The sequence below is a fragment of the Anaerovibrio sp. genome (assembly GCF_024697385.1).
Taxonomy (GTDB): Bacteria; Bacillota; Negativicutes; order Selenomonadales; family Selenomonadaceae; genus Anaerovibrio.
This window is the reverse complement of the sequence record NZ_JAILFV010000203.1, coordinates 21,702-45,646: the sequence shown is the minus strand read 5'-3', so window position 1 is coordinate 45,646 and position 23,945 is coordinate 21,702. Positions and strand designations below refer to the sequence as shown.

27 protein-coding genes are annotated in these 23,945 nt (G+C 43.4%); 23 read left to right on the top strand and 4 right to left on the bottom strand.

The annotated features are described in order from the left end of the window. Window positions 1-154: 154 nt before the first annotated feature. The 10 genes from K6C05_RS10680 to K6C05_RS10635 all read left to right on the top strand — a co-directional run bounded on the left by K6C05_RS10680 (window position 155) and on the right by K6C05_RS10635 (window position 6,234). Window positions 155-544 carry a prepilin-type N-terminal cleavage/methylation domain-containing protein gene (locus K6C05_RS10680; protein WP_296734596.1) on the top strand — a complete coding sequence of 130 codons (390 nt, stop codon included), beginning with the start codon at window positions 155-157 and terminating at the stop codon, window positions 542-544. Beyond that, window positions 544-1,134: an A24 family peptidase gene (locus tag K6C05_RS10675; protein WP_296734592.1), complete on the top strand. Its 591-nt coding sequence runs from the start codon at window positions 544-546 to the stop codon at window positions 1,132-1,134. Before K6C05_RS10680 ends, K6C05_RS10675 begins: the two co-directional genes overlap by 1 nt. Next, complete coding sequence (locus tag K6C05_RS10670; RefSeq protein ID WP_296734591.1) at window positions 1,086-1,565, top strand: hypothetical protein; 480 nt, start codon at window positions 1,086-1,088, stop codon at window positions 1,563-1,565. The genes K6C05_RS10675 and K6C05_RS10670 overlap by 49 nt, the downstream gene beginning before the upstream one ends. Beyond that, window positions 1,558-1,902: a hypothetical protein gene (locus K6C05_RS10665; RefSeq protein WP_296734588.1), complete on the top strand. Its 345-nt coding sequence runs from the start codon at window positions 1,558-1,560 to the stop codon at window positions 1,900-1,902. The genes K6C05_RS10670 and K6C05_RS10665 overlap by 8 nt, the downstream gene beginning before the upstream one ends. Window position 1,903: 1 nt before the next feature. Next, window positions 1,904-2,455: a hypothetical protein gene (locus K6C05_RS10660; protein WP_296734585.1), complete on the top strand. Its 552-nt coding sequence runs from the start codon at window positions 1,904-1,906 to the stop codon at window positions 2,453-2,455. After that, window positions 2,436-2,858: a hypothetical protein gene (locus tag K6C05_RS10655; protein ID WP_296734584.1), complete on the top strand. Its 423-nt coding sequence runs from the start codon at window positions 2,436-2,438 to the stop codon at window positions 2,856-2,858. The genes K6C05_RS10660 and K6C05_RS10655 overlap by 20 nt, the downstream gene beginning before the upstream one ends. Before the next feature lie 93 nt (window positions 2,859-2,951). Next, window positions 2,952-3,947, top strand: a complete 996-nt coding sequence (locus K6C05_RS10650; protein WP_296734581.1) for a hypothetical protein — start codon at window positions 2,952-2,954, stop codon at window positions 3,945-3,947. Continuing rightward, on the top strand, window positions 3,904-4,482 hold the full coding sequence (pilO, locus tag K6C05_RS10645; protein WP_296734578.1) for a type 4a pilus biogenesis protein PilO: 579 nt from the start codon (window positions 3,904-3,906) through the stop codon (window positions 4,480-4,482). The genes K6C05_RS10650 and pilO overlap by 44 nt, the downstream gene beginning before the upstream one ends. Before the next feature lie 85 nt (window positions 4,483-4,567). Further along, entirely contained in the window at window positions 4,568-5,725 is a 1,158-nt protein-coding gene (gene aroC, locus K6C05_RS10640; protein WP_296734576.1) for a chorismate synthase, read from the top strand. Continuing rightward, window positions 5,725-6,234 carry a shikimate kinase gene (locus K6C05_RS10635; RefSeq protein ID WP_296734598.1) on the top strand — a complete coding sequence of 170 codons (510 nt, stop codon included), beginning with the start codon at window positions 5,725-5,727 and terminating at the stop codon, window positions 6,232-6,234. The genes aroC and K6C05_RS10635 overlap by 1 nt, the downstream gene beginning before the upstream one ends. A 65-nt stretch (window positions 6,235-6,299) precedes the next feature. Here the strand turns inward: K6C05_RS10635 and K6C05_RS10630 are convergent, their stop codons facing one another. Further along, window positions 6,300-6,731 carry a hypothetical protein gene (locus K6C05_RS10630; RefSeq protein WP_296734574.1) on the bottom strand — a complete coding sequence of 144 codons (432 nt, stop codon included), beginning with the start codon at window positions 6,729-6,731 and terminating at the stop codon, window positions 6,300-6,302. Window positions 6,732-7,141: 410 nt separating this feature from the next. On the opposite strand from K6C05_RS10630, the gene K6C05_RS10625 reads away from it, so the two are divergent. Beyond that, window positions 7,142-8,233 (top strand): CapA family protein, encoded by a 1,092-nt coding sequence (locus tag K6C05_RS10625; RefSeq protein ID WP_296734571.1) that lies wholly within the window; start codon window positions 7,142-7,144, stop codon window positions 8,231-8,233. An 84-nt stretch (window positions 8,234-8,317) separates the two neighbouring features. On the opposite strand, the gene K6C05_RS10620 is transcribed toward K6C05_RS10625, so the two are convergent. The 3 genes from K6C05_RS10620 to K6C05_RS10610 all read right to left on the bottom strand — a co-directional run bounded on the left by K6C05_RS10620 (window position 8,318) and on the right by K6C05_RS10610 (window position 11,832). Then, window positions 8,318-9,556 (bottom strand): ATP-binding protein, encoded by a 1,239-nt coding sequence (locus tag K6C05_RS10620; protein WP_296734570.1) that lies wholly within the window; start codon window positions 9,554-9,556, stop codon window positions 8,318-8,320. A 38-nt stretch (window positions 9,557-9,594) separates the two neighbouring features. Next, window positions 9,595-10,824, bottom strand: a complete 1,230-nt coding sequence (locus K6C05_RS10615; protein WP_296734568.1) for an LL-diaminopimelate aminotransferase — start codon at window positions 10,822-10,824, stop codon at window positions 9,595-9,597. A 126-nt stretch (window positions 10,825-10,950) separates the two neighbouring features. After that, window positions 10,951-11,832, bottom strand: a complete 882-nt coding sequence (locus K6C05_RS10610) for a LysR family transcriptional regulator (RefSeq protein WP_296734567.1) — start codon at window positions 11,830-11,832, stop codon at window positions 10,951-10,953. Window positions 11,833-12,383: 551 nt separating this feature from the next. Between K6C05_RS10610 and motA the strand changes: the two genes are divergently transcribed. The 12 genes from motA (at window position 12,384) to K6C05_RS10550 (ending at window position 23,923) form a co-directional block, all read left to right on the top strand. Beyond that, complete coding sequence (motA, locus tag K6C05_RS10605) at window positions 12,384-13,160, top strand: flagellar motor stator protein MotA (RefSeq protein ID WP_296734565.1); 777 nt, start codon at window positions 12,384-12,386, stop codon at window positions 13,158-13,160. Between the two features lie 3 nt (window positions 13,161-13,163). Next, window positions 13,164-13,934, top strand: a complete 771-nt coding sequence (locus K6C05_RS10600) for a flagellar motor protein MotB (protein ID WP_296734563.1) — start codon at window positions 13,164-13,166, stop codon at window positions 13,932-13,934. Between the two features lie 59 nt (window positions 13,935-13,993). Continuing rightward, window positions 13,994-14,365, top strand: coding sequence for a holo-ACP synthase (gene acpS, locus K6C05_RS10595; protein WP_296734561.1), 372 nt, complete (start codon window positions 13,994-13,996; stop codon window positions 14,363-14,365). Window positions 14,366-14,367: 2 nt separating this feature from the next. Beyond that, on the top strand, window positions 14,368-15,930 hold the full coding sequence (locus tag K6C05_RS10590) for an NAD(P)H-hydrate dehydratase (RefSeq protein WP_296734559.1): 1,563 nt from the start codon (window positions 14,368-14,370) through the stop codon (window positions 15,928-15,930). 159 nt (window positions 15,931-16,089) lie between these two features. Further along, window positions 16,090-17,169 (top strand): branched-chain amino acid aminotransferase, encoded by a 1,080-nt coding sequence (locus tag K6C05_RS10585; RefSeq protein ID WP_296734558.1) that lies wholly within the window; start codon window positions 16,090-16,092, stop codon window positions 17,167-17,169. 397 nt (window positions 17,170-17,566) lie between these two features. Further along, entirely contained in the window at window positions 17,567-18,418 is an 852-nt protein-coding gene (gene cdaA, locus K6C05_RS10580; protein WP_296734555.1) for a diadenylate cyclase CdaA, read from the top strand. Continuing rightward, the gene (locus K6C05_RS10575) at window positions 18,408-19,364 is read left to right on the top strand and encodes a CdaR family protein (RefSeq protein ID WP_296734553.1); all 957 of its coding nucleotides are present in this window, start codon (window positions 18,408-18,410) and stop codon (window positions 19,362-19,364) included. The genes cdaA and K6C05_RS10575 overlap by 11 nt, the downstream gene beginning before the upstream one ends. Continuing rightward, on the top strand, window positions 19,361-20,974 hold the full coding sequence (locus K6C05_RS10570; protein ID WP_296734551.1) for an FAD-dependent protein: 1,614 nt from the start codon (window positions 19,361-19,363) through the stop codon (window positions 20,972-20,974). Before K6C05_RS10575 ends, K6C05_RS10570 begins: the two co-directional genes overlap by 4 nt. Before the next feature lie 32 nt (window positions 20,975-21,006). Continuing rightward, window positions 21,007-22,365, top strand: a complete 1,359-nt coding sequence (gene glmM, locus K6C05_RS10565) for a phosphoglucosamine mutase (RefSeq protein WP_296734549.1) — start codon at window positions 21,007-21,009, stop codon at window positions 22,363-22,365. Continuing rightward, window positions 22,362-23,141, top strand: coding sequence for a sirohydrochlorin cobaltochelatase (locus K6C05_RS10560; protein WP_296734546.1), 780 nt, complete (start codon window positions 22,362-22,364; stop codon window positions 23,139-23,141). Before glmM ends, K6C05_RS10560 begins: the two co-directional genes overlap by 4 nt. Window positions 23,142-23,319: 178 nt before the next feature. Beyond that, entirely contained in the window at window positions 23,320-23,688 is a 369-nt protein-coding gene (locus K6C05_RS10555) for an OadG family protein (RefSeq protein ID WP_296734543.1), read from the top strand. Window positions 23,689-23,704: 16 nt separating this feature from the next. After that, a complete protein-coding gene (locus K6C05_RS10550; RefSeq protein ID WP_296734541.1) occupies window positions 23,705-23,923 on the top strand; it encodes a hypothetical protein in 219 nt (72 codons plus the stop codon). Window positions 23,924-23,945 lie beyond the last annotated feature (22 nt).

The window sequence follows — 23,945 nt, the reverse complement described above, 5'->3', positions numbered from 1 at the left end:
CTTTAAGATGTCCCCTTCCTCTTTAGGTGGGGGAAAACAAACTACAACAGCTGGCGAGCATATCTCCCAGCTCGTTGAAACGCTAATTGGAAGATTTTTCTTCTAAAGAAGAAAAATTTGAACAATGGCGTTATAACAAGTAGGAGATCAGGATATGGTGTTAAGGGAAGACAAAGGCTTTTCAATGATTGAACTGATAGTGTATGTGGCTATTGTGGGGATAATTTTGACCATTGCCGTGCCAAAATACAATAATGCCATTGCAATGGCCAATACAGCTCGTATACAGGCTGATCTGCAGGTGCTGGATGGTGCGGTGATGATGTATTATACAGAGCATGGAACTTATCCCTCAGAAATAGAGGCATTAGACGATTATGTGAGAAATGCACAGGATATCCATCCCCCAAAGGGACGGTGCTTATTACGGGATGGCAGTGCAATTGAAATTGATGTGGATTCTTATGCAATAGATCCAGTTGAAAATGAAGTTCTGTGTCAGGGCTACAGGCTGTCAGATTTTGGTCGTCAGGAGAAGCCCTGATGGCAGTGTCGGAGTATGGGCTGGTAAGTATTTTAAAAAGCAATCAAAGGATGGTCTTGCTTTGGTGGATCAGTGTGACAGTGCCGGAAATTTATATGACAGGTGATCTGCAGCAACCATTTAAACTGGCTGTATTTAATTTATTGATTATCGGGTGTGGGGTACTTGATTACTATTATGGACGATTGTTTAATCAGCTCACGGCGCTTACTGGCTTTACGGGGCTTATATTTTCATGCTATGGACAAGGGGCAGCCCTGGGGCTTTGTCTGGAGGGATCCCTGGTATTTGGCGGTATCCTTTTTGTCTTGCGGGTCGTATCCAGAAATGGGCTTGGGGCAGGTGATGTTAAATTTGGTTTTGCACTGGGAATCTGGCTGGGACCGGAGGCATCTCTGGCAGCAGTATACATCGCCTTTGTCACGGGAGGGATATATGGCTTATTTTACTTGTGGTACAAGGGGATACATTTATGGCAGGCCGGAATGATTACAATTCCTTTTGGTCCCTTTATGGCTCTGGGAGGCTCAGCAGGAATGATTTGGGGAAAAGATGCGTTGGCAGCCTGGCTGAGTTTGTTGCAGATATAAGGGGAGTCGGGCTGGTGGATTTATTGGTGACAATTAGTATTATTGCGGCCTTGACGGGGATGATAATGCCACTGTTTACAGCAGTTGATCAATTTCGTCTGGAATATGAAGCCTCTGTTTTATATCACAGGCTGAAATATGTCAGGGAAATAAGCACCTATACAGATTATTTTAAAGAGGCTGAGGGACGGACATATGAGCCGGTGCCAAGACTGATACTTGAGGAGTCCCAGCATAAAATCCTGTTAAGGTCAGGCAAAAAGCTGCTGACGAGCTGGTCATACGGAAGTGATATTAATATCAGCTGCAACAGGGCTGAAATTATGTTTTGGCCCAATGGGGAAGCTACAGCAGGAATGTATACAATCAGCCTGGGAGATAAACAGTCTCGGGTAATAATTGACAGAGTGGGGAGAATAAGAATTGAATGACCATGGTAATGACAGGGGGTATATGATGTTGGAGGTTCTTCTGGGGGTCATTACCCTGATTGTATTAACAGGTTTTGTTAAATGCAGTGCAGTATCCTTTGATTCAGTGATATATTTTGAGCATCGCGTTGTGGCGCACATCCTGCTTAGGGAAAAAATGGACCGGGCCGTTATGGAAAATGATTGTGGTACTGATAGTCTGCTGGTACCCGGCAGTATCAGCTATACGGTAAAAACAGAAAAGCATGGCACTGGTGAATTGTATGGGGAATGTACATGGCAGGAAGGAACCAGGAGGTGCAGTCTGAAACGGAAAAGGGATTTGGTGGAAAAGTAAATTGAAATGGAATAAGGGGCAGTTGACATCGGATGACGGCATGGGCATGGTGGAGCTGATGGTTTTATTACCGGTTTATATGGTATTGATTTCAGGAATATTCTTTGTATATGGAGAATTGAGCAGAGGATGTGTAGGGCTGATAAGCTATTGGCAATGTGTCGAGGAAATAAGGTTTATCATGGACACCCTGTATGATGCTGTTCATAGCGCAAAAAAAATTACCATCACAGAAGGAAACAGTATGGAGCTGGTACAATGCTCTTCTGATGGCAGTGAAAGAAAAATCAGGTATGCTTTCTCAAGAGGTCCGGAAAAAACAGGTATTTTATATTATAATGGCCAACCTATATCCAGCCTGGACAATAAAAAATATGTGAACATCAGGGAAATACAGTTCAGGGAAATTTCTCCATATAAAGTACGGATTAAAATAGATGTAGCAAATGGTATAACCGGTCAGGAAATTCAGATGGATACCGTCTTGTACAGTTATTGTATATGGAAAAAAAGCCTCGAGGGAACGGAGGAATATGATGATGCGTTCCTGTGACAGGGGGAGTCTTTCACTGCTGGGGGTTGTAATAATAGCCCTGGCAGGAATAATGATTGGAATAATATGGATTATGGAGCAGAATGAGCTGAGGCTGGTAGAAACAGATATTTTGAGGGAAGATATGAGAATGGTGGCAGAAAATTCCTGTGACAGGGAATACAGGCTCCTTTCAGGGAACAGTGAAAAGGTACAGGAAATACTGTGTTATCAGGAGGGGCTGCATAAAACAGGAAATTACATTGTTCCCTCTGACATGGAGTGTGATACCTATGTAGGGGTAGTGGGTAATACGCTGATAATATGGGCAGTGGTCCGAAAAAATGAGATAAAGGTTCAGTGTGGCTATTGTCTGGATGTAGACAGGGAAACCGGTGAATGTTGTCTGAGGGGAATGTTTTGATTGAGGCTGGTGCAATTTTTCAGGAAAGAAAGAAGGCATATTTCAGCATTATATTGTACGGAAAATAAAGGTTATGTCCTGGCGGTTTCCGCGTTGTCAACCAGCCAAATTATTGTTGAAGGGCTGGATATGGTGACTGATGCAGGGAATAAGCCGGAATGCCGTATCTTAGAAAGAATGCTGCAGCTGTCAGGTGATTCTGAAATCATTCTTTGCCTCAGTGACAATGAATTTGATACAGTGATAAAGGATATACCGGGGCTCACTGCCAAAGAGGTAAATCAGGCAGTTAGCCTGGAGATAAAATACTTATATGCTGATAATTGTTTATGGGGTTATGAATATGATGGATCCCGGCTGACAATAAAAACAATTTTATCAGAAAGGGTCGAAGAACTTGCAAAAGAATATGGAAATGAGCTGGTGATATCAGGGGTTATTGGATTGCCAAATAATGCTGGGCAGGTTGACTGCTTTGTCGATTGGCAGGAGTTTACACCTGAAGCGCTTGATGTGACTTATATAAAATTATTGGGGGGAATAGCGAGCTATCTGAAAAATGACTCCCTTTGCCTGATGCGTCTTCCAAAATTGTTTTTTGAATGGAGGTGGGACAGGATTAGTGTACTGCTTTTTACCCTCAGTATGGCAGCCGGATTGATTCTGGGGAGTGTTGGACATCTGTGGCATAACAGCCTGCAGACAGAGTGCAGGGAAAAAAAGCAGCAGCTGGCCCTGATGGAGGAAACTGTTCGTATACATTCAAAAACAGAAAAGCTGACAGCTGATGGGAAAAAAAACTTGGTCACCTTGGCAGGCTTGGGGGAAAAGGGCCTGGGTATTTCCGGATACAGTATAATGGTATATCTTTCGTGTTCTTCTTCGGAAGGAATTGTATTATCTGAAATTGTGGCGGAGCCAGCTAAAGGGCTTGTGGTGCATGGACAGGCAAAAAATATGGACAGATTGCTTGATTTCATTAATCATTCCGATAAAATGGGCGGCTGGATTAAGGGAAAAATGATGATTGAGAAGACTGAACAGGATGAGAATGGTTATATCAGATTTACTTGCAAAGGAAAAATATAAGCTGCTTCCCCTGGGAGTGTATTGCTGTTTGGTATTGCTGCTAATGGGAATCATTGTTGTACTCTGGGACTGTTTTTATATGTACCCGCTTATCAAAACCATGATAGCAGAGGACAAGGCGGAAAATGCCAATTTGGAATATAAACTGCAGGAGATGAGGGACTTTCAGACAAAATATAAGGATATACATAAATATGAAAAGGATGCGGAGATAACCTATAATTTCAGCAAAAAGCTGTTACCGGTGCAGCCTGCTTTGGAGGAATATATTGCCAGTCTTGAGGAAAATGCTGTAAAGTACAGGCTTATGATAATATCCCTGCAGCCGGCAAAAGAACGGAAAAATAAACAGCTGGGGGAAATACCGCTGGAGTATGGGGTGCAGGGTGATTTTTTTGATATTATGAATTTTCTGGGATGGTTACAGGAAGGAGAAAGATTCACTACTACGAATAAACTGCAGTTAAAATGCTCGTCAGATGGACTGGAGTGTCATATTAACACCTCTATATTTTACTTAATTGAGGATAAATAAAGCTAACTGCTTGATTTATGTAAACAGTTAGCATAGAATTAAAAAAGTATATGCTTTTTATTGTTGAGTATAATGAGGTGGATTGATGGGTAATTTTAGATTTTTAACAGCAGGTGAGTCCCATGGCCAATGTCTTACGGCAATCGTTGAAGGGTTACCGGCTGGTCTGAAAATTGATATAAATGAAATAAACCGTGATTTGGCGCGTCGTCAACAAGGATATGGGCGTGGCGGACGAATGAAAATTGAAACTGATAAGGCGGATATTATTTCTGGTGTAAGATTTGCAGAAACAATGGGTGATCCAATTACTCTTCGTATTGTAAACCGGGATTGGCAAAACTGGACTGAGAGAATGTCTGTATTTGGAGAAGAGGCCGGTGAAAAGGTTACTGCAGTGCGCCCTGGACATGCGGATCTTACCGGAATACTAAAATATGACAGAAACGATGCCAGGGACATATTGGAAAGGGCCAGTGCCCGGGAAACTGCGGCCAGAGTCGCTGTAGGGGCTCTTTGTAAGGAGTTTCTTGCTGCATGTGGCATCCAGGTGGTTTCTCAGGTTGTCAGGATTGGTGGCATATCGGTAAATGAGGCCAATATTGACCGCAGCATGATTGGCAAAGGTGATTCTGAGCTTAACTGCTATGATTCTGTTGCCGAGGAATTGATGAAGAAAAAAATTCAGGAAGCTATGGCCAATGGGGATACCTTGGGGGGAGTTTTTGAGGTTATTGTCAGAGGTGCTCCGTTGGGACTTGGCAGTCACATCCAGTGGGACAAGCGTCTGGACGGAAAACTGGCTTGGGCACTGATGGCTATTCAGGCCATCAAGGGCGTAGAAATAGGTGCCGGATTTAAATGTGGTGATTTGCCCGGCAGTCAGATACATGATGAGATGTTCCTGGATTCAGAGAGCAGGGTCTATCGGAAAACAAACAGGGCCGGCGGCCTGGAGGGCGGCATGACCAATGGTGAGGAAATTTCTGTTAAAGCATGTATGAAGCCTATTCCGACTTTGATGCAGCCACTTAATTCTGTAGATATAAAATCAAAAAGTGAGGTATCTGCCTGCAAGGAACGCAGCGACGTGTGTGCAGTATCTGCAGCCTCTGTGGTTGGAGAAGCCATGACAGCAATCATCATGACTGAAGCCATGCTTGATAAATTTGGCTGTGATGCCATGGTAGATATATTAGAGGGACTGGAACGCTACAGGCAGAGAGTTCAGGGTGGATTATGATTAAGAATGTTGTGCTTATAGGTTTTATGGGTGTCGGTAAGACAAGCAGCGGACGGATGCTGGCAAATCAGTTGGGGTTTAAGTTCATTGATATGGACAAGGCCATAGAAAAAAAGTGGAATATGACTATTCCACAAATGTTTGAACAATATGGTGAGGCTTTTTTTCGGGAAAAGGAAAAGGAAATGTGCCGTGAGATAGCCGAAAAGAAGAGTGTGGTCATATCTACGGGTGGAGGCACTGTAAAGGATCCGGAAAATGTGAGCATTCTGAAGCGTACCGGGAAAATAGTATGCCTGACTGCCAGTGTTGATGCCATATTGGAGCGTACGGCAACAACCGGTACCAGACCTCTTTTGGACTCTTTTGAGGACCGCCGTCAGGGAATTATTAAGCTGCTGGATGAGCGTAAGGAAATGTATGCTCAGGCTGATTATACCCTGGATACCACAGATTTATCTCCATTGCAGGTGTCAAGGGATGTAATTTCCTTTATGAAAAGAAGATAACCTGAAGAAATATAAAAGCAGATAAGCTGTCCTGTCAGGGAACACTTATCTGCTTTTTATTGCTGTTATTGTAAAAGCGGTGACAGGGAAAAATCATTTAGAATGCGATTAGTTTCCTGTACGGATAATTTTTTTTCCAATGCGTACCAGATTACCTTGTCCCAGGTATTTTTCACATATAGCTGATTTACCTTTGCATAATACAATAATTGTTGAGTTTCACGGTGACTAAGTTTCATGGCCAGAGCCAAAGCAATAATCTTTTGCCGACTCGGCTGTTTTTTTTCTCCTGAAAGTATATGGTAAGCATAATGTCGATCCAGATTTGATGCGGCAATTACATCTGTTTTGTTCAGTTGATGTCTTTCCATGAGTAAGGTGATATATTCGCTTATGGTCATGTCGGGAATATCATTGCAATCATCCCGTAAAATGCTTCCTATTTCTTCGGCTATGGATAGCTGATGTTCAAGTTCAAGAGTATCCTTATCGGTCATGTCAATGCTCCTATATGTGTTATAGTGGGAGCTTCCCCCCTTCATCGACAGTGTAACACATTTAAGCGGATTTTTGGTGTCCTGATAGAACACAGAACATAATATTTAATTGTTATTACTTTACAAATTGAATACTGATAATTATTATTTTAAATCTGCCTATACATCATAATGACGGTAGGGCAAACAGGATAACTGTGTCCTGGGAGTGCACCAAATCTGTTGGTAATTATAGTATAATAATCAAATACGATTAAAGATAGTGCCCCATTGTCTTCAAAGGTTGGGGAAGGCAATAGGGTAATGTGAAAATAAATACTATTGATTGTTAGGCTTTTGTTAGGGTAAAATTAGTACAATGGCCACGAAGATTATGTCAGGCAGGATTATGAAATAATGAGAGAGATGAAATGAGAAAGCTTTTGGTGGGAGTTCTTTTCCTGACGGTAGTTGTTGTAAATACCTTTATTGTATTGATTACGGTTAATGTCGTCAGTGGGAACACAAGTATATTATTTGGAATTGATCAACCGAGACAAAGCGAGAAGGCAGATGCAGCACCGCTTCAGACAACGGAAAAAAAGCAGAAGGATACAGTTACTGTTTCTTTTGCCGGAGATTGTACCCTTGGGAGCTTTAAGGGGAGTGATAAACAGTTTGCCAACTATTATGCCCAAAATGGTGCTGATTATTTTCTCGCTAATGTAAGGGGAATATTTATGGCAGATGATATTACCTTTGTCAACCTGGAGGGGCCCCTTACTGCAAATCCACAGGTAGTGGAAAAACAGTTTTCAATGCGGGGAGAGCCGTGGTATGTGGATATATTAAAGGGCTCCGGTGTCAATGTATGCAATCTGGCCAATAATCACATTATGGACTGTGGGGAAAAGGGTTTTGCTGATACCATAAATCTTTTAAAGCAAAACGGCATAAATTTTTGTGGTGAGCAACATATAGCTCAGATGGAAATCAATGGAGCCAAAGTATGTTTTTTGGGGTATCATGGCTGGGAAAATAATTCTGTCCTTCGACAGCAGATTTCTGCAGATATTAAAGTCTGCAGGGAAGGTGCAAAGGGGGCTATTGTCTGTGTCCAGTTCCACTGGGGAGAGGAGGGGGCACATTATCCCAATGAAACCCAAAGGTCCCTGGCACATTTTGCTGTAGATAGTGGTGCGGATTGTGTGTTGGGGACGCATCCGCATGTTATTCAGGGAGTGGAAAAATATCGTGGCAAGGTGATAGCCTACTCATTGGGGAATTTTTGCTTTGGAGCCAATAATAACCCGTCAGATAAGGATTCTTTTATTTTACAGCAAACCTTCAGGAGTGACGGAAAGATTGTAAAAACGGAAATTATTCCCTGCCGGATTTCTTCGCGCCTGGATACAAATGATTTCAGACCGGTTGTGCTGAGCGGCAGTGAAGGCAATAGGGTCATTGATAGGCTGAAGCAGTATAGCAGCCCGTTTGATGAAACGATAGATTGTCTGCGTTAAGGGAATTTTGTGATGATTATTAAGGACGAAAAAGGGGATGTGAAAAATGCGTTTGCATTTTATTCACATCCCCTTTTGTGTGTTTTATTTTAGCTGCCCCAGATAGTGGGTGACAAATTGACGGGCACTTCGGCCACTCCGGCCTGAATGCTCCAGATTCCAGCGGTGCCCAAGGATGCGCAGCTCTTCCCGGTCAAGATGTACGCCTTCCTGTTGCAGGAAATGGTCTATTATGTCCAGATACTCTGCCTGAGTAGGCTCAAGGTAAGTAATTATAATACCAAAGCGGTCAGACAGGGAAATTGTTTCGTTGATGCTGTCGTTGCGGAACAATTCATCCTGTTCATCAGTGCGGTCACGCCAGGTTTCCCGTATAAGATGACGGCGGTTGGGGGTGGCATAGATCAGTACATTTTCCGGGCAGGATTCCACACCGCCTTCAATGGCTGATTTCAGGTATTTATAATTACTGTCGGATTCTTCAAAAGATAAATCATCAAAGAAAATAATAAATCTTTTGCTGGCATATTGCCGTAACACGGACATGATTTTTGGCAGCTCGCTTAATTGGGATTTTTGCATTTGCAGGAGGCGGAGACCTTCAGTATAATACGCCTTGGCCAAGGCCTTTACTCCGGAGGATTTGCCCGTGCCCCGTGCGCCTACCAGAAGAACATTGTTGGCCGGCTTTTTGTTTATAAAAGCCATGGTATTGTTGATGAGCTGTTCCTTTTGACGCTTATAGCCGATAATATCCTCAAAGTCCATGGCCTCAAAATGTCTGATACCATGGAGCTTTTGATGCTTTGAATCCCAGGAAAATGCCTGATAGGAAGCGATTTCGCCATAACCGTATTTTTGGTAGAAGCAGAGAAAGGCATCTGTTACAGCTTCAGGGGTTGTACAGCCCTGAAGCTGTTTATTTAAAAACTGCGTTGCTTCAAGGGTATGGGGGATTGATGGCTCATAATTGTCCAATATGCTGATGTTGATAATACTGGTCGCGGGACTGAACAGTGCCGGCATTAACTTTTTTATATCATGGATAAAGGCCCTTTTCAGGCTGAGACCAATCTGACCTTTTGATGCTTCGGCCATTTTTGCTGCCAAACAGCCCTCCTGACTTAAAAGGTGTAAAAATAGGGCTCTGATTAGATTGCCACTCCAGCCTTCATTTTCAGCCTGTTCAATCAGGTGTCCGGCAAAGGCATGGCTGAGCCCCAGGTCATCCTGTTGGGCACTGGCAGCCATAAGCTCCTGTACAAGTTCATTACTCAGTATGCTGCGGCATACAAGCATATTTTCAAGATCAAGGGAAATCATCCGAATACCTCCTTAAAGAGATGTAAGGGCTAATTGAATCATAGCTTTAAATTATGTTTTATTCTCTCAATTGCTTCTTTTGTTTTTTCGCGGCTGCCAAAGGCTGTCAGACGGAAATAGCCTTCGCCGCATGGACCGAAGCCTGCGCCAGGGGTTCCCACGATGTTGACATCATTGAGGAGTTTGTCAAAGAAATCCCAGGATGGCATATTATTTGGTGTTTTTAACCATATATATGGTGAGTTTACACCACCAAAACAGGTGATCCCTACCTCAGAAATACCATCACGAATCAAGCGGGCATTTTCCATATAGTAATCTATTGATGCCTGTACCTGTTTTTTGCCTTCCGGAGTAAAGATGGCAGCAGCACCCCGCTGTATGATATAGGCTGTGCCATTAAATTTGGTGGTGTGACGGCGGTTCCACAGTGGATTCAACGGTTTTTTGGAACCATCCAGAGTTTTGCCCATCACAGTTTTTGGTAAAACAATGTACCCGCAACGGGTACCGGTGAATCCGGCTGTCTTGGAAAATGAGCGGAATTCAATAGCTACATCCTTTGCCCCCTCAATCTCAAAAATGGTGTGAGGTACCTCAGGCTCTGATATATATGCACTGTAGGCGGCATCAAACAAGATAATGGAGTCATTTTCCCTGGCATAATCGACCCATACCTTTAGCTGATCACGGGTGAGCGCAGTACCGGTAGGATTATTTGGACTGCAGAGATAGATCAGGTCTACCCTTTTTTCCGGCAGGGCTGGGACAAAATCGTTTTCGGCAGAGCAAGGCAGGTAGGTAACCCCCTCATAGCGGCCATCCTTTTGAAGTGTCCCGGTGCGTCCGGCCATTACATTGGTATCAAGGTATACCGGATATACCGGATCTGTAATGGCTATTGTATTGTCTGAGCTGAATATTTCCTGAATGTTTCCGCAATCACTTTTTGCACCGTCAGAAACAAATACTTCGTCCTTTTCGATGCCATATTTTTTATAGTTGTTTTCAATGATGGCATCGATAAGAAAACCATAACCCTGCTCGGGGCCATATCCACGGAAAGTTGTGGCATCACCCATTTCATCAACAGCTTTGTGCATTGCCTGAATGCAGGCATCCGGAAGTGGCAATGTGACATCTCCTATACCGAGGGAAATAACATCGGCGGAAGGATGTGCTTCCTTGTATGCAGCAGTACGGTGGGCAGTTTCCCTAAAAAGATAGCTGCCGGCCAGCTTTAAATAGTTTTCATTGATAAGAGCCATATTCAAGTCCTCCTCAAAATATATTTAAGATACTATTTGGTATTGTTTTAAAAAAATGCCGGTAACAACAGTACATAAGTCAGTCTGCTGTTACCGGCACTTCATTGTACCCTACTATTTTACCAATTAATGATTGGTATTTAAAGTGTTTTTACAAAAATCAATAAAGGATTGTGCTGCCTTGGAAATGTAGCGTTCCTTTTTCCAGGCCAAACCAAGGTCTACATATATTGGTTCGGCAAAAGGAAGCGGCTTTATGCCTGGAGCACCCTTGACTATAAAATCAAGGAGGAAGGAGATTCCAACATTGCTGCTTACAAGCCCCTTTATGGTTTCAATCTGATTTGATTCCAGCACTATATTAGGTGATATATTGGCCATCTTCAGTTTATTGAGAACCATATAGCGGAGAAAGGACCCTTCCTTCAGCATGATTAAATCAGTTTCGTCAATGTCCTGTATGGTGATTGAATCCTTTTGGGCCAATGGATGGGTGTCCGGTACACAGGCCACAATCTGATTGCGGGTCATGGGAAGCAGCTGCAGGCTGGATGAGGCATCAGACAAAATAACAATACCAAAATCCAGTTCATCCCTTTCCAGCTGTTCGCGGATGGTCATGGAGCCTTCCTCGTAAAGATAAATGTCAAGATGTGGGTACAGGTGCTGGAAGCTGGAGAAAATTCTAGGGAACAGATAGGCTCCAATCATGGAAGGGATACCTATTTTTATGGTTCCTTTCTGCAGCTGTTTGTAATCATTCACCTCAAGGACTGCATCCTGGATATTTCTGAGGGCCAGTTCAATACGATTGAGGAATATTGTACCCTCAGGTGTAAGGGAAAGCTGTTTCTGGCTGCGGTCAAAAAGCTGAATACCCAGCTCAGCTTCCAGCTTCTTGATGGCTACAGTTATGTTCGGCTGTGAAACATTCAAGCGTTCCGCAGCACGGGTAATATTTTTTAGACGGCTGGCCATCTGAAAATATTCCAATTGTCTTAATTCCATTAATAATCACTCCGATAAAATTAAATGAGTTCATCCGATGCGCATGCCGGAAAGATAGTACCTTATCAAAGCTGAGTACATTACCCTTATTGGCTTGGGCAGTGGAATCTATATTTCAGCAGGCTCATTGATCGCCTGCTGAATAAGATTTATTTTTTGCGTAATAACTGATAATTATCCGAAGATTATTATATCATATGTAGTATGAATGTTAAATGATTTTTATGGTACAATAATATTAATTTATTTTTAAGGCTAAAGGACTATTTTTTTCCATAAGTACTAGGTTTTTTTGTATTTTTTTATTTTTGTTGTATAATTAAAATAAATCTTATGGTATGAGTAGGATTTTGTGTTTTTTTATTGAATATAACTGTGAACAGGGTTCCTTTTTCCAATGTTATTCATCACGGGCAATGGTGAATATTATGGGGTGAAGTGATTGTTATATCTGCTGGTTGGAGCTTTTTGCAGATATATTTATTTTAAGATATGAGCATAAGATATATCACAACTATTGAAATATAGGTTGTTGAACAGGGGGAATTATTTTGGAATTAGCTACAGTCGTTGGTCTGGTTATGGGTCTTATTTCTGTATTCGTTGGTATGGTAATAAAAGGCGCTCCGATATCTGCACTTAATAACCCGGCGGCGTTTCTTATCATCATAGGTGGTACAGCTTCATGTATTTTTATTGGTTTCCGTATGGACCAGGTATTGAAGTTTCCTAAGCTTTTGACTATGACCTTTAAGAAAAATAAGCTTCAATCCCAGGGTGAATTGCTGCAGCTTTTCATTGAGCTCTCACAGTTGGCCCGTAGAGAAGGTATACTTGCCTTGGAGAGCAAGGTGCAGGAGATTGAGGATCCATTTTTCCGTACTGGCTTAGGAATGGTCATAGATGGTATGGAGCCGGAATTTGTTAGTGATGTACTGGATGCGGAGCTGTCTATAATGCAGGCCCGTCATGCGGAAAACCGTTCCATGTTTTCACAGGCAGGAACCTATGCTCCGACACTGGGCGTACTGGGCGCCGTTGTTGGTCTGATAGCCGCACTGGGTAACCTGAATGATATCGATAAGCTGGGTCATTCCATAGCTGCTGCGTTCGTAGCAACAATACTTGGTATATTTACAGGTTATGTATTGTGGCTGCCGTTCTGTAACAAGCTGAAGATTATGTCTGAGCAGGAAATCAATCAGAAGCGTATGATTATTGAGGGTATTCTTTCCCTGCAGGCCGGTGATTCTCCTACAGCCATTGAGGCAAAGCTGATGGTATTCATTCCTCAGACTGACCGTGAAGGCTTGAAGAAGGAGGAGTAACAGATGGCAAAGAAAAAAAGACCGAAGCCCCATGAAGAAGAAGCCTCCGAGGCATGGCTGCTGCCATATTCTGACTTGATGACATTGCTTCTGGCACTGTTTATATGTTTGTTTGCTATTTCTCAGACTGATGAAACAAAGCTTACACAGATGGCTCAGGCATTTAGCTCAGCCTTTAATTTAGGCGGACCTTCATTTTTTGAGGGGGCAGGCCCATCAAATAACAGTTCCCGTGATATGGTGTCCAGTGAGGATGGTGGTGTAGAGGCATACCTTGCTGAAAACAGCCAGCTGGAAGCTGTAAAGAGGAGTCTGGACCAATATATTGAACAAAATGAGTTACAGGAAGATCTCAGTACTACCATGACTGAGGATGGCCTTATGATAAGGATCAAGGAAAAGGCCCTGTTCCCGTCAGGATCAGCAGACCTGGTTCCTGGGGTACAGCGTATAGGTCCGGCGATTGCTGCATTGATTGCACCAATTCCACAGAGAATATTGGTTTCCGGACATACAGATGATGTGCCTATCAGCAGTCCACAATTTCCTTCAAACTGGGAATTGAGTACAATGCGTGCAGTTAATTTCATGAAATTCATTTTGGCACAGGATGCAAGGATGAACCCTGCCCGTTTCAGTGCCCTTGGGTGCAGTCAGTACAGACCGGCTGCAAGTAATACCACTGAGGAGGGGCGCTCACAGAACAGGCGTGTTGAGGTTTTGATTGAGCGTGCGGTTCACCTCGATAAGTCTGAAATGCAGACGATTCGTTAACTTTATTAATGTGGAGGGCTCAGAAGAGCCCTTTTTCTATTTACGGACAGGAGCTATTTATGGTCTTGGGAATTGGCATGGATATTGTGGAAATTGACAGGATAAAAAAAGCTGTGGCTAAAGAGGCTTTTTTAACAAGAGTTTATTCTGCAGATGAGATTGCATATTGTAAAAGCAGAGGCAAGGGCAGTGATGAATCCTTTGCCGGAAGGTTTGCAGCCAAGGAGGCTGTTCTCAAGGCCTTTGGCACCGGACTTCGTAACGGTTCGCTCCAGGATATTGAAATCCTGAATGATTCATTGGGGTGCCCTATGGTTAAATTATCCGGCTGGTATGAGGAGTTTGCTGTCCAAAAGGGCGTAAAATCAGTTTGGATAAGTATAAGTCATTCAAGGCATAATGCTGTAGCGCAGTGTGTATTGGAGGGGTGAAAATGGAAGGCATGCGAATTCCCCTGCCTGAGGAAATGAAGGCTGTGGACGGGAAAATTGTTGAGGAGCTTGGCTTACCGGAAATTGTACTCGTGGAAAATGCAGGACGAAGTGTGTATAAAGCCCTGAAGGATAGGCTGGGCTTTATTGAGGGGGCAGGTATATGTATTATTGCCGGTACTGGGAATAATGGCGGTGATGCATTGGTTACAGCGAGGTACATCTATAATGCCGGTGGTATTCCGAGTGTGTTTATTGTTGGTATGCCAGAAAGGATGTCACCTGCCACTGCAGCCAATTACAAGGTACTGACCAGCATGGGAATCGATGCAATTATCCTTGATTCGGAGGCTGCCATGAACCGCCTGGCCCGGAATTTGTCACATTCTGACTTTGCCATTGATGGCATAATGGGTACCGGTTATTCAGGTAGATTAAGAGATAATGTAAAGACCCTGATACAGATGATAAATGACAGTGATTGCCCGGTTTTAGCCATAGATGTACCCACGGGGGTGGATGCTTCCACCGGTGCGGTGACAGATACTGCCATAAGGGCAGATGTGACAGTAACCCTGTTTGCACCTAAATGGGGACTGTTCTTTTCTCCCGGGCGGGAGTATACCGGCATTTGGCAGGTAAAGGACATCGGTGTACCGGCCAGCATCTTGGCAGACTATCCAGTCAATCAGACGCTGATAAACAGCCAGCTTGCAAGCGCCAACATTCGCAAAAGAGCTCTTGATGTGCATAAGGGGAAATGTGGTCGTATTCTGGTGGTGGCTGGTTCCAGGGGGATGACAGGTGCTGCGGCATTGGCTTCAAAAGCTGCTCTTAGGGCAGGTGCAGGTGTGGTTACTCTTGCCTGTGCAGACAGTTTGAACAATATTTTTGAAACGCTTTTGCCGGAGATCATGACCATGCCTGTGGAGGAGTCTGAAACCGGGGAAATTGGCCGGGGTGCGCTGGTACCCTTACTGAATAAGGCTGAAGATTATGATGTCGTATTGCTGGGGCCGGGCTTGGGACGGAATGCCGGAACAATGGATATGGTCAGGGATTTTATTTCGGCAAGTGAGGCTCAGCTGGTGATAGACGCAGATGCACTGTTTGCCTTGCGGGGAAGACAGGATTTGTTGAGAAGCTGTAAAAGGATACCTGTCTTGACACCTCACCTGGGTGAAATGGCAGCTTTGCTGGATATCACCGTGGAACAGCTAAGAGGCGATTTATTGGGAAAAGTCAGGGCAGCTGCCTTTGCGTGCAATGCCATATTTGTTGTGAAAAGCGAATGTACCGTTGTGGTGTACCCTGATGGCAGGGCGTATGCTACCGGTGTTGGTAATCCCGGAATGGCTACTGCCGGCAGTGGTGATGTGCTGGCAGGAGTTATAGCCGGTATGGTCCAGCAGACCTGCCCTGGGGCTGCCCCTTTGGTTGGAGTCTACATCCATGGCCGGGCGGGTGATATAGCTGGTGCTGAAAAAGGAAATGGCCTGATAGCCTCAGATATTATCAATTCCCTTGGCAGTGTACTTATTGAAATAGACGTTGCCGGATTATAGGCCGTAATATGAACAGCACCCCTGAAAGAAGCCACATTTTACAAAAAATGAATAACTGTAGTATATAGTCTTGATTTATTAACACTGTAGCGTTATAATTCTCTATAATGTGATTAAAAATTACACATATTTGTAAATAGAGATAGGAGATGTATATTTATGACAGACATTCGTTTTGTTAAAGCGGATACTTTGAAAGAAAAGCCGGATGTAACCAAAATTGGATTTGGTACTCATTTTACGGATTATATGTTTGAAATGGATTACGAGGATGGTAAGGGGTGGCATGATCCAAGAATCATTCCTTATCAGGATATTCAGGTTAGTCCTGCCAACACTACCTTACATTATGGACAGGCAATTTTTGAAGGCTGCAAGGCATATCGGTATAAGGGAAACAAGGCCGTCGTTTTTCGCGCAAAGGATCATATTGCCAGACTCAACAAGTCGGCTAAGATTCTTGATATTCCTCAGGTGGATGAAAAGCTGGTTTATGAAGCGCTCATGAAGCTGATTGATATAGAAAAGGAATGGATTCCTGATGGCCCTGGACAGAGTCTTTATATTCGTCCGTTTATTTTTGCCGATGATCCATATCTTGGGGTCAGCGTAAGTAAATCCTATAAGCTGTTGATTATTTTGTCTCCTGTTGCTGCGTATTATGCACATGGATTTGCTCCTGTCAAGATAATGGTAGAGGATACTTATGTCAGGGCAGTGCGTGGTGGCCTTGGTGCTGCCAAAACCCCAGCCAATTATGCAGCATCACTTCATGCCGGACTGTTAGCTCATCAGAAGGGGTATGACCAGACACTCTGGCTTGATGGTGTGGAGCGTAAATATATTGGTGAGGTTGGCTCCATGAACATTCTCTTTAAAATTGACAATAAAATTGTTACTCCTGAATTGGATGGTACTATTCTTGATGGTATTACCAGACGAACTGTGCTTCAGGTAGCAAGAGCATGGGGTTATGAAGTGGAAGAACGCAGAATTTCCACTGATGAATTGATTGAGGACTATAAAAATAATAAGCTGGAAGAAGTTTTTGGATCAGGAACTGCAGCGGTAATTTCCCCTGTAGGTGAATTGGGCTATGATGGTCAGAATATCAAAATGGTATTTAATGATGGTAAAATTGGACCATTTGCTCAAAAGATGTACGATTTTATCGATGGACTGCACACTGGTGAGGTTGAGGATACTTTCGGGTTTATTGATGTGGCCGGTGAATATTGATAAAGGGAGCTGCAGGGGCAGCTGCTCTGCCTGAATCATGAGTTTAACAATGGTGTTAAGACCAGGTCGATAAAGGAGGGACTTTGTGTCCCTCCTTTTGTTTTCCATCCATGTTGGCGATGATAATTTTTTTTAATAGGTACAATTCATGGTTTTAATGTAATGTGACATGATATGCGGGTATTTTTCCTTATATATATTGAAAGTAATACGGACCTTTTACCGCTTGTTTTCATTTTAGTTTGTTATATAATAATCAATATGTGATTTTCACTGGTATTCCATTTCTGTTATGCAATTTTTGATATGGATTATTCTTTTTGTATTTGCATTTGCAGGATTTTATACATTTTTTCTCGAATTTGATAAAGTACAAATATATTAAGGGGTTTTGCGTATGCCATTTGAATTGCCAAAAATGTTCCAGCTCCATGGACTGTTGAGTACGGTGGGCTTTTGGGATGTTATAGATATACTTATTGTTGCAATAATATTATATAAAGCGTATGAATTGATACAGGACACCCGTGCCATTACTCTGGTAAAGGGCATTATTGTGCTATTGGGAGTTACCCTGGCAGCAAATATCATGGAGCTTCACGGAATCTCATGGCTGCTGCAGAAAACTCTTACTCTTTTGTTTGTGGCCTTACCAATAGTTTTTCAGCCAGAATTGCGTCGCGCCTTGGAGCGTATCGGACAGGGTAAATTCCTGGGAATAGATGCATATCTTAACGATGAGGAAGCCAAAACCCTGATAAATGAAATTGATAAGGCTGTTTTTAATATGGCCGCAAAAAAAATTGGTGCCCTGATTGTAATTGAAAAGAATGTGGGAATAAATGAGATTATTGATACAGGTATAAAAATAGATGCACTGGTAACCTCGGAATTCCTGATGAATGTATTTATTCCAAACACACCGTTGCATGACGGTGCTGCGGTAATACGGGGAAAGCGTATGCTGGCGGCTGGCTGCTATCTGCCATTGACGGATGACAGGTCCCTGAGCAGTGAATTGGGAACACGGCATAGGTCAGCCATCGGCTTGTCAGAACAGTGTGATGCGATGATTATTATCGTCAGTGAGGAAACAGGTGTTGTATCAATTGCTGAAAACGGCCGTATAAGGCGTAACATGAACCATGACAGCTTGCGTCAGCGTCTGCGTCCACTTTTCCTGGAGGAAAAGCACAGCATTAAATTTAAGGACATAATAGCTAATTGGAGGAAGAAAAATGATAAATAGTTTAAAAAATTTATTCAGAAAAAATCTTCCTGCCAAGATATTGGCCCTCATAGCTGCAATTGTCCTTTGGGGATTTGTAATGAATGAGCAGAATCCTCCGGTCAATACAACCTTTACTATTCCTGTGTACACTATAAATGAGCCGGATAATTACAAGGTAGAGCTTGGGCTAAATGAAATTACCGTCAGGGTAAAGGCTCCCCGTTCGTCCTTTACATCTGTCAGCTCCAATGATTTTAAGGCCTTTGTGGACCTTGAGGATGCAAGCGAGGGAACTAATACCATTAAAGTCAGGGTAGTAGTACCACAGGGCTTTGAGATAATAGATATTTCCGATCAGACCATAGAGGTTAAAATGGAGGAAATCATTGAGAAAAGTATTGCTGTAGATATTCAGGTTTCCGGTAATACCGGGCCTCGCAGTGCATTGGAAAAGATAATTCCTGACAAGGATCATGTGGTCGTTTCCGGCCCTAAGAGTAATCTGTCAAAGGTTGCCAGGGTAGTGGGCTATGTATCTCTTGGAAATAACACGGTTGATTTTAAGAGCAATGTCAAGTTGATACCATTGGATGGGAATGGTGACAGGGTTGATGAGGTCACTGTCGTACCAAATGAAATTGGTGTAATGGCAAAGATAATGACAGATGTGGATAAGAAGGTTGTTCCTATTAAGGCGGTGTACAATGGCTCCCCAGGGGACGGATATGTTATAGATTCTGTTACAGTCCAGCCGGAGCACATGGAAATAACAGGTAAGGCAGCGCAGCTGGGGGGGATCAGTGAAATTAACACTGAAACCTTTTCCATTGATGCTGCCAATAATAGTGATATAACACGGGATGTAACGCTGGTATTGCCTGATGGCATATTGGCACCTGTAAAAAAAGCATCTGTAAAAGTAATAATCAAAAAAGGTGACAGCAAGAAAGGGGCAACACCGTGATCAGGATTCAGAATTTCAATGTTTCCTTTGAAGATGAAACTCCTCTTGGTATTTTGGCTGAAAAACGATTGGGATTACCACCTCACTCTGTAAGTGAGGTGGTAATTGTTCGTAAAGCGATAGATGCCAGAAGGTATAAGGGGGCTAGCATCAAGTTTGTATATATAATTGATATTGAAGTGGGTGGTGCAGAGAAAAAACTGCTGGCCCGGTTCAAAAAAGACCGTAATATTGGAGTCGCTCCTGTTGCCGCCAAGCAAAAGGAATGGCTGCCTCCTGCTGCTGATGAGCAGTCGCCGGTTGTAGTTGGTTTCGGTCCTGCCGGAATGTTTGCGGCCCTCACATTAGCCAGGGCGGGCTACAGACCAATTGTTCTTGAGCGTGGCCGTGATGTGGACCGGCGCCACCAGGATATTCAGGTTTTTTGGCAGGGGGGATCATTCCAGGCCAATTCCAATGTTCAGTTTGGTGAAGGGGGAGCCGGTACATTTTCTGATGGCAAGCTGACTACTCGGGTCAGTGATCCGTTAATAGGCAATGTATTGGATGATTTTATTGCTGCAGGGGCACCTGGGGATATAAAATATCTTCATAAGCCTCATATTGGAACTGATATTTTGCGTAAGGTGGTTAAGAATATCAGACTAAAAATTATAAGCCTGGGCGGTGAAGTGCGATTTGAGAATCAGGTTACCGGTTTGGAGAAAAACAGCGATGGGTCATTAAGGGGGCTGTTAGTTAATGGGGAACAGCTGGTTCCGGCATCGGCTGCCTTTTTTGCCATAGGTCATTCAGCGCGGGATACTTATAAAATGTTGTATGATGCAGGTCTGAGTATGGAAGCAAAGCCCTTTGCCGTTGGAGTCAGAATAGAGCATCCTCAGGAATTGATTGACATGTCCCAGTATGGTGATGCGGCTGGACACAGCTTGTTACCTGTGGCGGATTATGCTGTGACCTATAACGATAAGACCAGGGGGCGGGGAGTATATTCCTTTTGCATGTGCCCCGGTGGACAGGTGGTAGCAGCTGCCTCTGAATCCGGGGGAGTAGTAACCAACGGTATGAGCAACTATCAGCGCAATTCAGGTGTAGCAAATTCTGCGCTGCTGGTGACTGTTTCTACCAGTGATTTTGCTCAACATGTGTTGGGGGGAATAGAGTTCCAGCGCAAATGGGAACGAATGGCCTTTGAGCTGGGCGGCGGCGATTATTATGCTCCTGTGCAGACAGTAGGTGATTTTCTGGAAGGGCGTCGGGGCTCCAAGAGCTATTTGACTGTGCCATCGTACCGGCCCGGCGTAAAACCGGCAGACCTGCATAAGTGTCTCCCAAACTTTGTCAGTGATATGTTGACTGTGGCGTTGCCGTATTTTGGTCACAAAATAAAAGGCTTTGATAATCCAGGGGCTGTAATGACCGGGATAGAGTCAAGATCATCAGCTCCCTGTCGTATTATAAGGAATCGGGATACCTATGAATCTGAATCATTATCAGGCTTTTATCCTGTTGGTGAGGGCGCTGGTTATGCCGGCGGGATTATGAGTGCGGCAGTTGATGGCATAAATGCGGCACTTGCTTTTTTAGGCAAAAAGAGTCATACTAAATGAATGTGATATTATTCAATGGAGGTTTGTAGATTATGGCTAGATTATTTGGTACTGATGGTGTGCGGGGAGAAGCTAATGTTGAATTAACTCCTGAGCTGGCATATCGTCTTGGCCGGGCTGCTACTTTATATTTTGGCGAGAATTCTGACACCATGCCAAAACTGTTGATCGGGCGCGATACCCGAATTTCCGGTCAGATGTTTGAGGCTGCCTTGTGTGCCGGAATATGTTCAGCCGGTGGCAGGGCAATTATTGTTGGAGTGATACCAACACCTGCTATTGCATATCTTACTAAAAAGAAAAAGGCCCAGGCAGGAATTGTTATTTCAGCATCACATAATCCGTTCCATGATAATGGTATCAAGTTTTTTGGTGGTAATGGATATAAGCTGCCTGATTCCGTAGAGGATGAGCTGGAAAGAATTGTCAGGAAAATAGAAGCTGGAGATGATTATCCCCGGGCTACCGGAGCCAAAATGGGATATATAGATTATCGCCATGAATATATAAATGAATACAAGGATTTCATTTTGTCCACCTGCAAGGAGCGTTTTGATGGCATGAAAATCGTACTGGACTGCTCCAACGGCGCTGCATATGAGGTTATGCCAATGGTACTTAACCGCCTGGGAGCTGATGTTATAGTACTTAATAATGCACCTAATGGCAGGAATATTAATGATAACTGTGGATCAACCCATATGGACCGTATACAGAAGGCTGTGGTAGGCCTTGGGGCTGATTTTGGTATAGCCCATGATGGGGATGCTGACCGCTGTTTGTGTGTAGATGAAAAGGGTAATATTATAGATGGTGATCATATTCTGGTTATGTGCGCCAAGGAAATGATGGCCAAGGGTACATTGACACATAATACAGTTGTTACAACTGTTATGGCCAATATCGGCTTCCATAAGGCTATTAAGGAGCTTGGTGGAAAGGCTGAGATCACAAAGGTTGGTGACAGATATGTTTTGGAGAATATGCTGGCCAATGGGTATAAGCTGGGTGGCGAACAGTCAGGGCATATAATTTTTACCGATTACAATACTACCGGTGATGGGCCTGTGACAGCTATTCAAGTTTTGTCAGCCATTAAGCGCAGTGGCAAAAAAGCATCCGAGCTGAATGAAATGATGGTAAGTTATCCGCAACTGCTGGTAAATGTGGCAGTGGCTACAAAAGAAGGCTGGGAGACAAACACCAAAATCATGGAAGCTATCAGGTCTGGGGAAAAAGAATTGGGTAGTGATGGCCGTATTCTGGTCCGTCCTTCCGGGACAGAACCTCTCATCCGAGTAATGGCTGAAGGGCCTGACCAGTCAATGCTTGATAAGATATGCCATGAAATAGCAGCTGTAGTGGTGGCAGAGCAGGGAGCACGCCAATGAAACAGGCGATTGTAGTTGTCAGTTTTGGAGTTTCAGATCCGATTACCAAAAATAAATGCATAGATGGAGTAATTGATGATATCCATGCTGAATTTCCGGATTACGATGTTGTTGAAGCCTGGACCAGCAGATTTTTGATTAAAAAGCTGGCGGCGGAGGGAATATATTATGGGACTTTGGAAGATGTTCTGGGCAATCTTGCTGAGGCTGGCTACCAAAAGGTAGTTGTGCTTCCAACACATTTGACTCCTGGGGAGGAATTCAACAACAAAATATTGTCAGTTGCAAAGGCACGAAAAGGTTCCTTCCGGGAGCTGAAGGTAATGGAGCCGGTGCTGACAGGGTCAAAACCTGCTGATTATGCCGGTGTTGCCGAGATCCTGATGGAACTGGATTCCCTGAAAGAGGATGAGGAGCTTGTGCTTATGGGACATGGCTCACCCAATACGCACAATCCTGTATATGAACTTATTCAGGCTTATGCGGATGACAATAATCTACCGGTTCATATAGGTGTTGTTGAAGCGAATGACTATCCTACCCTGGAGGATGTTATCAGGCGATTAAAAGCGAAAGGCGTCAGGAAAGTGCTGTTGCGGCCTATGATGCTGGTTGGGGGGGAACATGCCACAAACGATATGGCCGGTAATGCCCCTGATTCCTGGAAAAATGTACTGCTGTCAGAAAAAATAGGAGTTCGCTGTATTGTCGCCGGACTTGGCGAGAATAAACTATATCGTTCGTTGTATGTAAATAAATTGAAAAATATGATATAATTCATTTCGTTTATAAAATTATGCCTATATGGTCCTTTTAAGAAATATTTAATTCTGTTATAATGTAATAGTATTTTGTATGATAAATCATTGAAAGGTCCTGTTTTGACTTCCAAAGTGTCAATTAATGCTGAAGTCAGTGGCAATGATTTTTATTTTATGAGAAGGCGGTGTGAGTATGGATACTCAAGTGTCAAATCCAATTGTTATTATGTTGATCAATATGACAATTGTTTTTGCGGTGTTGTTTGTGCTAAGTCTTTATATTCGTTTGATTCATGCAATCGATCCAACGGTAAAGCCTTCACCGGCAGCACCAAAAGCAGATACACCTAAGGTAGATGCACCAAAGGTTTTACCACCTAAGGCAGCAGCTCCTTCTGTGCAGGAGGGCATTTCTGGTGAAACTGTTGCGGCTATTGCAGCAGCATTGGCATCTGTTGGTGTTGGTTTTTCACGGGTTAAGGCTATCAGGGTGGCTCATCGTCCAGGTTGGACATGTGCGGTACGCAGTGAGGGCTTGACTAGTAGTAAGAAGAATAAATAAGAGGAGCTGATATCTAATGGGAATTTTAAATGGTTCAAAAGCAGGAGCAACTGAGACTTTATCTCCTTCAATTGAGAAGGGTATTGCCAGTAAGACTGTTGCTGCTATAGCAGCGGGATTGGCATCTGTTGGTGTTGGTTTTTCACAGGTTAAGGCCATCAGGGTTGCCAATCGTCCAGGGTGGACTGGTGTGGCGCGTATTGAAGGCTTGACCAGTATTAAAGTATTAAAATGAAAAAATAAGGAGAGACTGAAGA

What these genes read in the sequence shown, in the direction of transcription:
- K6C05_RS10620 (WP_296734570.1), bottom strand. Translation starts at nt 9,556, where the DNA reads ATGATTTCCCTTGATCTTGAAAATATGCTTGTATGCCGCAGCATACTG.
- K6C05_RS10585 (WP_296734558.1), top strand. Translation starts at nt 16,090, where the DNA reads ATGACAGACATTCGTTTTGTTAAAGCGGATACTTTGAAAGAAAAGCCG.
- aroC (WP_296734576.1), top strand. Translation starts at nt 4,568, where the DNA reads ATGGGTAATTTTAGATTTTTAACAGCAGGTGAGTCCCATGGCCAATGT.
- K6C05_RS10600 (WP_296734563.1), top strand. Translation starts at nt 13,164, where the DNA reads ATGGCAAAGAAAAAAAGACCGAAGCCCCATGAAGAAGAAGCCTCCGAG.
- K6C05_RS10590 (WP_296734559.1), top strand. Translation starts at nt 14,368, where the DNA reads ATGGAAGGCATGCGAATTCCCCTGCCTGAGGAAATGAAGGCTGTGGAC.
- K6C05_RS10555 (WP_296734543.1), top strand. Translation starts at nt 23,320, where the DNA reads ATGGATACTCAAGTGTCAAATCCAATTGTTATTATGTTGATCAATATG.
- K6C05_RS10655 (WP_296734584.1), top strand. Translation starts at nt 2,436, where the DNA reads ATGATGATGCGTTCCTGTGACAGGGGGAGTCTTTCACTGCTGGGGGTT.
- K6C05_RS10575 (WP_296734553.1), top strand. Translation starts at nt 18,408, where the DNA reads ATGATAAATAGTTTAAAAAATTTATTCAGAAAAAATCTTCCTGCCAAG.
- K6C05_RS10560 (WP_296734546.1), top strand. Translation starts at nt 22,362, where the DNA reads ATGAAACAGGCGATTGTAGTTGTCAGTTTTGGAGTTTCAGATCCGATT.
- K6C05_RS10680 (WP_296734596.1), top strand. Translation starts at nt 155, where the DNA reads ATGGTGTTAAGGGAAGACAAAGGCTTTTCAATGATTGAACTGATAGTG.
- K6C05_RS10675 (WP_296734592.1), top strand. Translation starts at nt 544, where the DNA reads ATGGCAGTGTCGGAGTATGGGCTGGTAAGTATTTTAAAAAGCAATCAA.
- K6C05_RS10615 (WP_296734568.1), bottom strand. Translation starts at nt 10,824, where the DNA reads ATGGCTCTTATCAATGAAAACTATTTAAAGCTGGCCGGCAGCTATCTT.
- pilO (WP_296734578.1), top strand. Translation starts at nt 3,904, where the DNA reads ATGAGAATGGTTATATCAGATTTACTTGCAAAGGAAAAATATAAGCTG.
- K6C05_RS10610 (WP_296734567.1), bottom strand. Translation starts at nt 11,832, where the DNA reads ATGGAATTAAGACAATTGGAATATTTTCAGATGGCCAGCCGTCTAAAA.
- K6C05_RS10625 (WP_296734571.1), top strand. Translation starts at nt 7,142, where the DNA reads ATGAGAAAGCTTTTGGTGGGAGTTCTTTTCCTGACGGTAGTTGTTGTA.
- K6C05_RS10550 (WP_296734541.1), top strand. Translation starts at nt 23,705, where the DNA reads ATGGGAATTTTAAATGGTTCAAAAGCAGGAGCAACTGAGACTTTATCT.
- K6C05_RS10630 (WP_296734574.1), bottom strand. Translation starts at nt 6,731, where the DNA reads ATGACCGATAAGGATACTCTTGAACTTGAACATCAGCTATCCATAGCC.
- cdaA (WP_296734555.1), top strand. Translation starts at nt 17,567, where the DNA reads ATGCCATTTGAATTGCCAAAAATGTTCCAGCTCCATGGACTGTTGAGT.
- acpS (WP_296734561.1), top strand. Translation starts at nt 13,994, where the DNA reads ATGGTCTTGGGAATTGGCATGGATATTGTGGAAATTGACAGGATAAAA.
- glmM (WP_296734549.1), top strand. Translation starts at nt 21,007, where the DNA reads ATGGCTAGATTATTTGGTACTGATGGTGTGCGGGGAGAAGCTAATGTT.